The sequence below is a fragment of the Leptospira wolffii serovar Khorat str. Khorat-H2 genome, from assembly GCF_000306115.2.
GTDB classification, from domain to species: domain Bacteria; phylum Spirochaetota; class Leptospiria; order Leptospirales; family Leptospiraceae; genus Leptospira_B; species Leptospira_B wolffii.
Map to the genome: position 1 here is coordinate 1 of NZ_AKWX02000019.1, position 2,199 is coordinate 2,199.

The 2,199-nt window shown below is 47.3% G+C and carries 2 protein-coding genes; both read left to right on the plus strand.

The window, feature by feature from the left end; all coding sequences use genetic code 11:
• On the plus strand, positions 1–147 hold a 147-nt coding region (locus tag LEP1GSC061_RS21930), incomplete at its 5' end, for a DUF1566 domain-containing protein (protein WP_232218459.1).
• Between the two features lie 375 nt (positions 148–522).
• Entirely contained in the window at positions 523–2,043 is a 1,521-nt protein-coding gene (omp85, locus tag LEP1GSC061_RS13205; RefSeq protein ID WP_040508821.1) for an Omp85 family outer membrane protein, read from the plus strand.
• Positions 2,044–2,199: the final 156 nt, after the last annotated feature.

The following is a 2,199-nucleotide window of genomic DNA, read 5'->3' on the forward strand; positions in this document are numbered from 1 at the left end:
ATAGAGGATTTTTATTGGAGTTCTACGGCGAACGAGCAGGACGTAACGACGAAGACAGCGCGAGCGGTATCGTTTGGTAGGGATCGTTTTGGAGAAGATGAAAGCTTTTCTAAAACCAGTCGTTATTTCGTGAGGTGCATTCGCTAACTTGCGCTTCTCTCGATACAAAACTCGCGCAAGAGAATAGGGGCGTTGTCCCGAGTCGGCGCGAAGTGCCGTATCGAGGGGCGTCACGAAGTTGGGGAACGATTCTTGCATCCCAAAAAGAGAAGGATGAACGGGTTCTTTTCCGTGATGAGCTGTATGGATACTTATAAATCGCTTATATTCGGATAGGAGAATCCGTTCTAAGACGCATAAGCCTCTAAAAAACGTTACAAAATCTTAAACTTTTCAAGATCGGACTCGGAACGAAGCTAACTCGAACCGGGTCTAAGCCGACTTTAATTAGGAATTTCAATTGACACTCTGAGAATTCGAACTGATAACGAACGAACTTAAAATCAAACCTCCGGGGGATGCATGAGGATTAAAGGAATCCAATCGCTGGTGCTAGCGATAATCTTTACTGGAGCGGCAATTGAGCTAAAAGCTGACGATGGACCTCCCACTCCGGGTTGTGCCAAGCCCGCTCCTAGAACGAATCTACCGTTTCCAATGGATCCGACGAAACAACTTTGTGCCAAGGATCTGGAAGTAAAGAAGGAAGGATGGTATCCTACCGGTTTACCTTTGATCAACTCCGATCCGAACGAAGGGATCGGATACGGGGTCCGAGCCTATGCGTATAATAACGGAAAGAAATCCGATCCGTTGTTCGATTATACTCCTTATCGCCTTAGATTCTTTGCACAGTATTTCAATACGAATAAAAACGCCCAATATCACCAATTGAGCTTGGATATGCCGTTCATTGCCAACACCCAGTGGAGGCTTCGTGCGGATGCGTTTTTAACGATCACTCCTACTACTCTGTATTTCGGTATAGGGGAGAGTTCCTTGAAGACCCTCAGCTATTACGATAGAAACCAGCCCGGAGGAAATCTATATACAAACGCGACTTACGCGGACCAGGAAAGAAATCTTAGCTATTATCGTCCTGGCGGGCCCCAGGATCCCGTTGCTTTCGGCGGAAATACTTACTACGGAGTTCCGAGCCAACCCGGCTTTATGGTCACCGATAGGATGTACAACCGGTACGAGATAGAAACTCCTATGATCAACTTGAGTACGGAAAGATCCTATTTCGGAGGAACCGTCCGTTTGGTCGCAGGGATCAAGGCTTCGAATAATATCATCCGTACCTTCGACGGAAAAAAAGCTCACGGTTACGATCCTGTCTTAGGCGCCGACTTCAATGCCGCCGATGTTCCGAACGGAAAAACAAGGCTTACGGAAGACCAAGAAGCAGGAAAAATTTTGGGTTACAATGGTGGTTATGTGAATGCCATCCGTCTGGCCTTGGTTTACGATACCCGGGATTTCGAACCGGACCCGAATAGCGGGACTTTCTTGGAAGCCACGTATGAAAAGAATAGCAAGGCTTTCGGTTCGGACTACGAATTTCAGAAATACTTCGCTCAGGGAAAATTCTTCTGGAGCCCGTTTCCTAAGGTATTCGATAAGTTAGTCGTCGCGAGTCGCTTCGGTATGGGACTGTCGGAAGGAGACGTGCCGTTTTTCGAATATAGAAATATGTGGGGAACGGAAGGTTTGATCGGAGGTCTCGGAGGACTCAGGACCCTGCGCGGATACAAACAGGACCGCTTCGTCGGTAGAGTGATGGGTTGGGGTAACTTGGAAGTCCGTTGGAAATTCGCCCAAATGTCTGTCGGGGGAGAATACTTCGCGTTCAACTTGGTGCCTTTCTTCGATTTCGGTCGGATCTGGGACGACGAACATAAGATCGGAACCAAGGATTATAAATATTCCCGGGGTCTCGGACTCAGGATCGCGTGGAACCAGGCGACGATCATCATGATCGATTACGCTAAGTCTAGAGAAGACGAGCAGGTCTTCGTAAACTTCAGTCACGCATTCTAAGGAGAGGTCATGAAAAGAATATTTCGAAATACAAACATAGTATCGCTTCTCCTTTTGGCATCGTTAGTGTTGAATTGCGAAGAGAAGTTGGATCATAATAAATACGGTTTTGCGCCGGAAGACGATAACCAGCTGATAGCCGGAGCGCTCTTCTTC